The 7,151-nt window shown below is 70.7% G+C and carries 4 protein-coding genes; 3 read left to right on the top strand and 1 reads right to left on the bottom strand.

Features of this window, described 5'->3' with window-relative positions; genetic code table 11:
- The coding region (locus E1298_RS41795; protein WP_131902927.1) for a S8 family serine peptidase at positions 1-1,165 on the top strand (1,165 nt) is incomplete at its 5' end.
- Between the two features lie 24 nt (positions 1,166-1,189).
- Here E1298_RS41795 and eccCa read toward each other — a convergent pair.
- The gene (eccCa, locus tag E1298_RS41790; RefSeq protein ID WP_481726149.1) at positions 1,190-5,206 is read right to left on the bottom strand and encodes a type VII secretion protein EccCa; all 4,017 of its coding nucleotides are present in this window, start codon (positions 5,204-5,206) and stop codon (positions 1,190-1,192) included.
- A gap of 134 nt (positions 5,207-5,340) precedes the next feature.
- Here eccCa and eccD point away from each other — a divergent pair, with 134 nt between their 5' ends.
- Entirely contained in the window at positions 5,341-6,732 is a 1,392-nt protein-coding gene (gene eccD, locus E1298_RS41785; RefSeq protein ID WP_131902925.1) for a type VII secretion integral membrane protein EccD, read from the top strand.
- Positions 6,732-7,151: type VII secretion protein EccB (locus E1298_RS41780; protein WP_207945160.1), on the top strand; the 420-nt coding region annotated here is incomplete at its 3' end. The genes eccD and E1298_RS41780, both read left to right, overlap by 1 nt.

Raw genomic sequence — 7,151 nt, 5'->3', positions numbered from 1 at the left:
GCAGCCCCCCGTCCAGCCCACGTCATGCGACCTGCCGCGCGGGTACCACGGGTCGATACCGGGGCCGTGGGCGCAAAAGCGGCTCGCGTTCCAGCGGACGTGGTCGCTCACCAGAGGCGAGGGCGTGCGGGTCGCCGTCATCGACAGCGGTGTGGACGCAGGCCATCCGATGCTCGCGGGCCGTGTCGCGGCCTACACCGACCTCACCGGCACGGGAAAACGGGACTGCGCCGGGCACGGGACCGGCGTCGCGGCGCTGATCGCGGGACATGACCTCGGAGACCGAGGGATCCCTTTGACCGGTGTCGCGCCCGCGTCCCGTCTCATCGTCATCAAGCAGCAGAACGCCGACCATGACGAAGAGGGCGGCGACCGGCTCCCCACAGCGATCCGCCAGGCGGCCGGCGCCGGCGCCCGCGTCATCAACGTGTCGATTGCGGCCCGGGACTCGCCAGCGCTCGAACAGGCCGTCCGCTACGCGCAGGCACAGAACGCGCTCATCGTGGCGGCGGCCGGCAACGCGACGAAGCAGGACGGCGCCGAAGGCCCCGCCTACCCGGCGAGCTACCCGGGCGTCATCTCCGTGGCATCGCTCGGCGCCGATGGTGGACGAGCGGAGACCTCCGGCCTCCAGTCCCGCGTGGACGTCGGGGCGCCCGGCAAGGACATCGCCGTCCCCTGGCCCAAGGGCGGCTACAACCTCCAGGCGCAGGGGACCAGCTACGCGGCCGCCTACGTATCGGGTGTGGCGGCGCTCGTACGCGCGCGCCATCCCGAACTCCGCCAGGACCAGGTCTTCCAGCGCATCCTCAGAACGGCGGACGGGAACGTCGGCGCCGGAACAGGCCACGGGATGGTCAACCCGGTGCAGGCGGTGACCGCCGTCGTCCCAGGGGAGGGAGCAACGGTCGCGGCGCAGCCTCCGCTTCGTCCGGTCAAGCTGGCGTCGCCCGCGCCCACCGACGGCCGAACGCGCGACCGGGCGAACGGGATCGCGGCAGGCGCCGTGGGGCTGGCCGCCGTCGCGGCCCTGTGCGGCATCGTCGTCCCTCTGGGCCGCCGTCGTGGCTGGCGTCCCGGCAAGGTCGATTTGCGCGTCCAGGTGGACGAGGACGAGCCCATCGTGTCCGGCACCGAGGGCGGCACCATCGGCGCCCGCAACTGACCGGCAGACACCCCGGCCCGCCGGTTAATCGCTCAGCGCGGCCGTCTGGACAAGGCGGGCGCCGTTGCGCCGGTCGCTGAGGGTTCCGCGCCCGGGCGGGAGCGGCATGGGGCGGACCTCCCCGAACAGCGCTCCCTCCTCTCTACTGCCCGACATGATGAGCGCGGGCACGGCCATGTCCTTCAACTGCTGGATGACCGGGTCGTACAGGGCTCGTCCCATGCCACCCATGGTCCGGGACAAGACGAGGTGCACGCCGATGTCCCGTGCCTGGGGGAGCAGGTCCAGAAGCGGCAGGAGCGGGTTGTTGGCCGTGGCGACGAGGTCGTAGTCGTCCACCACGAGGAAGACGTCCGAGCCCTTCCACCACGACCGGTTGCGCAGTTGCTCCGGCGAGAGGTCGGCCGGAGGCAACCGGTCGTTGAGGGCGTCGACCAGATCGCTCACCAGTTCGGCCGCGACGGACGCCGACGCGGCGTACCCGACACGGTGCTCGGTGTCGGCCGTGTCGAGCAGCGTCCGCCGGTAGTCGATGAAGATCAGCTTGGCCTCGGCGGGGGTGTGGGCCGCGACGATGCCCTCGGCGATCAGCCGCAGCAGGTTCGACTTGCCGCACTCGGTGTCGCCGACCACCACGAAATGCGGGTCGGCGGTGAAGTCGAGCCGGACGGGGGAGAGCGTGTCCTCGTCGATCCCGATGGGCACGCGCCATTTCGCCGTGGGCGCGTCGGCGACCTCCGGGCGGGCCGCGAGCTCGGCGGCGGGCAGAACGTCGGGCAGGAGCCGGACGGGGGGCGCCTGCGGCCCCTGCCAGGCCCCGGCGACCGCCTCGACCATCTCCGTGACGGCGTCGCCGAGATCGTCGGCCGTGCCGCGCCCGTCCAGCCTCGGCAGCGCGGCCAGGAAATGCAGGCCATCGCGGGTGAGCCCGCGGCCGGGCCGGCCCTGCGGCACGTTCTCGGCCAGCCGCCGGTCGATCTCCGACTCGTAGGAGTCGCCGAGCCGCAGCTCCAGCCGCGTCCCGAACACGTCCCGGATGCCCATCCGGAACTCCGACCACTTCCCGGCCGTGGCCACCACATGGACGCCGAAGCCGAGCCCCCGCGCGGCCAGGTCCGTGATGACCTCCTCAAGCTGCTCGTACTCCTGCCGCAGCGTCATCCAGCCGTCCACCACCACGAAGACGTCGCCGAACCCGTCCCCGGAGAACTCACCGGCCGCCCGCAGCCGCCGGTACGTCGCGATGGAATCGATCCCGCGGTCGGCGAACTCACGCTCGCGCCGTTCGAGGAGGGTGGAGACCTCGCCCACCGTCCGTCGCACACGGTCGGCGTTCAAGCGGTTGGCCACCCCGCCGACATGCGGCAGGCCGGACAGGCCACTCAGGGTCCCGCCACCGAAATCCAAGCAGTAGAACTGCACCTCCTCGGGCGTGTGCAGCAACGCGAGGGAGGCGATGAGCGAGCGCAGCATCGTCGACTTGCCGGTCTGCGACGCCCCCGCTATCCCGACGTGCCCGGCCGCCGCCGACAGATCGACCCAGAACGGATCGCGCCGCTGCTCGAACGGCCGGTCGATGATGCCGACGACCGCGGCGAGACGGCCCCGGCCCTCCCAGCCCGCCGCCGTCAGGCCGTGCTCGGCGGTCGGAGTCAGCGCCGGAAGCAACTGGTTCACCGCCGGAGGGACGTCAAGCGGCGGCAACCAGATCCGGTGCGCCGCCGGACCGTGCCCGGCCAGCTGATCGACGACGGCCTTGAAGAGCGTCTCTCCGGACTCCTGACCCGAGGCAGACTCTCCTGGTTCCGGCTGTGCCGATGTCTGCCGGGGAATGAAGGTGGTGCTGTACGGCAGGATCTGCCGGGGCGCCGCCTGCCTGCTCCCCGGCGCCTGACTCCGCACCTCCTCCTCGACCGGTCCGGAGACGTACGCGGCCTTGAACCGGACCATGTCGCTCACATCGACCTTGAGATAGCCGTTCCCCGGTTGGGACGGCAGCTCGTACGCGTCCGGCACGCCCAGGACGACCCGCGACTCCATCGACGAGAACGTGCGCAGGCCGATCCGGTACGACAGATGAGAGTCCAGCCCGCGCAGCTTGCCCTCCTCCAGGCGCTGTGAAGCGAGCAGCAGATGCACGCCCAGAGAACGTCCCAGCCGTCCCATCATCACGAACAGTTCGGCGAACTCGGGCTTGACCGACAGCAGCTCGGAGAACTCGTCCAGGACCACGAACAGCGTCGGCAGCGGCGCGAGCGCCACCCCTTGCTCACGGGCACGTTCGTAGTCGCGTAGGGACGCGTAGTTCCCCGCCGAACGCAGCAGTTCCTGCCGCCGGATCATCTCGCCGTGCAGCGCGTCGTACATGCGGTCGACCAGAGGCAGCTCCTCCTCCAGGTTCGTGATGACCGCCGACACGTGCTCCAGACGCTCAAGACCAAGGAAGGTGGCGCCGCCCTTGAAGTCGACCAGCACGAAGTTGAGCGTCTCCGACGAGTGGGTCACCGCCAAGGCCAGCACGAGCGTGCGCAGCAGCTCCGACTTGCCGGACCCGGTCGCGCCGATGAGCAGCCCATGCGGCCCCATCCCGCCCTGCGCGGACTCCTTGATGTCCAGCTCGACCGAACGGCCATCCGAATCGATCCCGATCGGCACGCGCAGCCGGTTGCGCGGCGCCCGGGGCTGCCAACTGGACCTCGGGTCGATGTCATAGGGCCCGCTGAGGCCGAGCAACGACGTGAGCGTGAGATTGCCCGCCAGCACATTCTGCTCCGGCTCGTCCGCCGCGCCCGCGCGCAACGGCGCCAGCCTCAACGCGAGCCCTTCCGCCTGGACGGGCGTGAACCAGTCCGCCTCACCCAGGGGGCTCGACACGTCCTTGCCCGTATGGTCGCGTTCCAGCATCTCCAGCCCGTCACCGGTCACATGCAGGCGCAGCATCGTCGCGTCGGACGTGGGCGCGACCGAACCGCTCAGGTCGATGACGCACACGCCCTTGATGCCGTCCGCGCCGATCTGCGAGTCCTGCGTCACGGTCCCTTCGTCCATGACCACGACATGGAATGGAAGGTCCTGCGGATCGATGCCGGGGGAGAAGCGGGGGCGGTCCTTGATGTCGTCCTCCAGCAGCGGTTCCAGATCCGCCAGCGAGAGACCGGTCAACCGGACGGGCCCGGCCGCGTCGTGCTCAGTGGGGTGCAGGCAGTGCGGCAGCCACTTCGCCCACTGCCAGTGCAACATCCGCTCTGGCGAGGCGCAGATGGTGAGCCGCACGTCGTCCGGCGTATGGAACGTCACCAACTGGGCGACCATGGCACGCGCCATTGCCCGCGCCGCCACCGGATCCCCCGTCACCACGATCCGCGCGAACGCGGGCAGCGACACGGCCACCGGCAGGTCCGGGACGGTCGAATGCGCCCGCAGGAACCGCCGCAGCGCACCCGCGCACATCGGCTCCAGGTCCTCGATGGGCTTGGTCTCCGGAGTGATGAGCTCCAGCGCCAGGCGCTGCCTGCCCCGCCCTATGCGCACCTGCCCGAAGTCCTCGTCCGCCGGACGGCGCTCCCACAGGCGATGGCTCATGGCAAGGGACCACAGCGTCCGGGGGCTCGGCCCGCTCCATTCGAGCGCCTCCCGCTGCTGCCTGGCCGCCTTCCGCACGCGCGCCCGTATCTGGTCCAGATACCGGTAGTAGTCCCGCCGCGCGCCGTTCAGCCGCTGCTTCCGCTCACCCGCCCCCTGGCCCATCTGCCCGAAACCCATGCCGACCATCGAGAGCACGAACAGCCCGCTGGCCACCCACATGATCGGATTGCCGCCTCCAGCGCCGCCCGCGCCGCCCATGAACATCAGCCCCATGGCGGCTCCGCTGGCCGCCATGGGCACGTACATCAGGGCGTTCATGAATCCCTGACTGATCGTTTCAGGAATTTCCGGCGGCGGCTCCAGCATGATCTCGCCCTCGGGCAGCCGCGGGGGCGGCCGCCTTTCCGGCCGACGCACGAGAACGATCCCCACCGCCGAGTCCCTTCGTCCGGCCATGACCGGAAGTCAATGCCGGGTCATCATAGTGACGGCGGGGCCGTCCGCGCGAAGCCCAATTGCCATTCCCCGGGTAGCGGAAAACGATCCCGGCTGATAGTGAATGTGCGGTCATCACCACGATCGGAGGGCGTGTGAATACGACGACGGGGGCCGACCTGTGCCGCCTGGTCATTGTCGCCCCGCACCGGCGGCTGGATCTGTCGCTTCCCGCCGACATTCCGCTTTCCCACATGCTCCCGACGTTGCTGCAGGTCGCGGGCCATAATCTCGCCGACGCCGGGCTCGTCCACTCCGGCTGGATCCTCCAGCGGCTGGACGAGGCGCCCCTCGACGAATCCCGCACGCTGTCCGCCCTCGGCATCCGCGACGGCGAGATCCTCTACTTCCGTCCCGAACTCGCCCAGCTGCCCGAGGTCACCTTCGACGACGTCGCCGATGTCGTCGCGACCGGCATCAACGAACACGCCGACCGCTGGCGCCCCGAGACCACCCGCCGGTTCGGCCTCCTGGCGAGCGCCGCGGTACTCCTCACCGGAGCGCTGGGCATCGCTCTCTCCGGCCCGCCCTGGGGCCTGCTCTCCATCGCCTCGAGCGCCATAGCGGCAGCCTTACTGGCCGCCGGTGTCGTCCTATCCCGCGCCTTGGGCGACGCAGGGGCCGGTGCAGTCCTGGGCTACAGCGCCCTTCCGTACGCGTTCCTCGGCGGCCTCCTCGCTCCCGCTCGTCCGGTGGGCCTGCTCGACCTGGGCGCCCCCCATCTCATGGCGGCCTTCGGAGCGGTATCCCTGGTCGCCGTACTGGCCGCCTTCGCCATCCTCGAAGGTCTCCCAACGTTCCTTGGCGTCGCCTTCAGCGCACTCCTGGGCCTCGTCTCCGCCGCCTTGGTGGAAGGCTTCGAGCTATCCCCGTCCGGCATGGCCGCGTTCGCCTCGTCCCTCTGTCTCGCCCTGACGGCGCTCATCCCGTCCCTCGCGTTCCGCCTCGCCCGGCTCCCGCTACCACCCGTCCCGGAGACCGCCGAAGAACTCCGCAGCGCACAGACGTTCGACGGCCCCTCCCTCCTGCGCCGCACCCGCGAAGCAGACCGGTTCGCCACCGGCCTCGTAGCCGCCGTGGCCCTTGTAGGGCTGGCGGCCCAACTCCAGCTCCTGACCTCCCACGGTTGGCTGCCCATCCTTATGAGCCTCTGCCTCTCCCTCGTGCTCCTCTTGCGGGCACGCGTCTTCCACGGCCGTCCCCAGCGCCTCTGGATGCTCGGCTCAGGACTGACGGGCCTCGCCCTTCTGGCCCTGCACGAGGCGACCGCGGCCTCCCCGGCCGCCGCCCTCCTGATCCTCCCCGTCCCCGCGCTCCTGACCGTCACGATCATGATCGCCATGGCTCTCCGGCTCCCCGTCCAGAAGCCCTCGCCGTTCTGGGGACGCGCCGGCGACATCGCCGACCTCATGCTGATCATCAGCCTGTTCCCGCTGGCGATGGGCCTGCTGAACCTCTACTCCTGGCTCCGCGGCCTGGCCGGCTGATGCAGACCCGCAAGGACCTCTACCAGGCGCACCGCCTGATGACCCAGCGCGTCGCCCTGGCGCTCCTCCAGGGCCGTCCCAGCGCCGCCGAGTCCCCCCTCCGCCGCACCGGCGTCGGCGCCCTGTGCGGCGTCATGGTGGTTGTCCTGGTCGCCGCCGGCTTCGGCATCACCGGCCTGCTGTTCAAGGGCGGCGCCCGCAACCTCGAACGCCCCGGCGTCCTCATCATCGAGAAGGAGACCGGCGCCACCTACGCCTACAGCCCCGAGGACGACAGGCTCGTCCCGTTCCTCAACTACGCCTCGGCCCGCCTGGCCATGCCCACCCCGCAGATCCAGCGCAAGCTGGTCTCGTCCAAGTCCCTGGCGAAGTACGCCCGAGGCCCCCTGACCGGCATCCACGGCGCCCCCGAGTCCCTC

The organism is Actinomadura rubrisoli (assembly GCF_004349215.1).
Lineage (GTDB): Bacteria > Actinomycetota > Actinomycetes > Streptosporangiales > Streptosporangiaceae > Spirillospora > Spirillospora rubrisoli.
The sequence above is the reverse complement of the archived record's forward strand: the minus strand, read 5'-3'. Positions and strand labels throughout refer to the sequence as shown.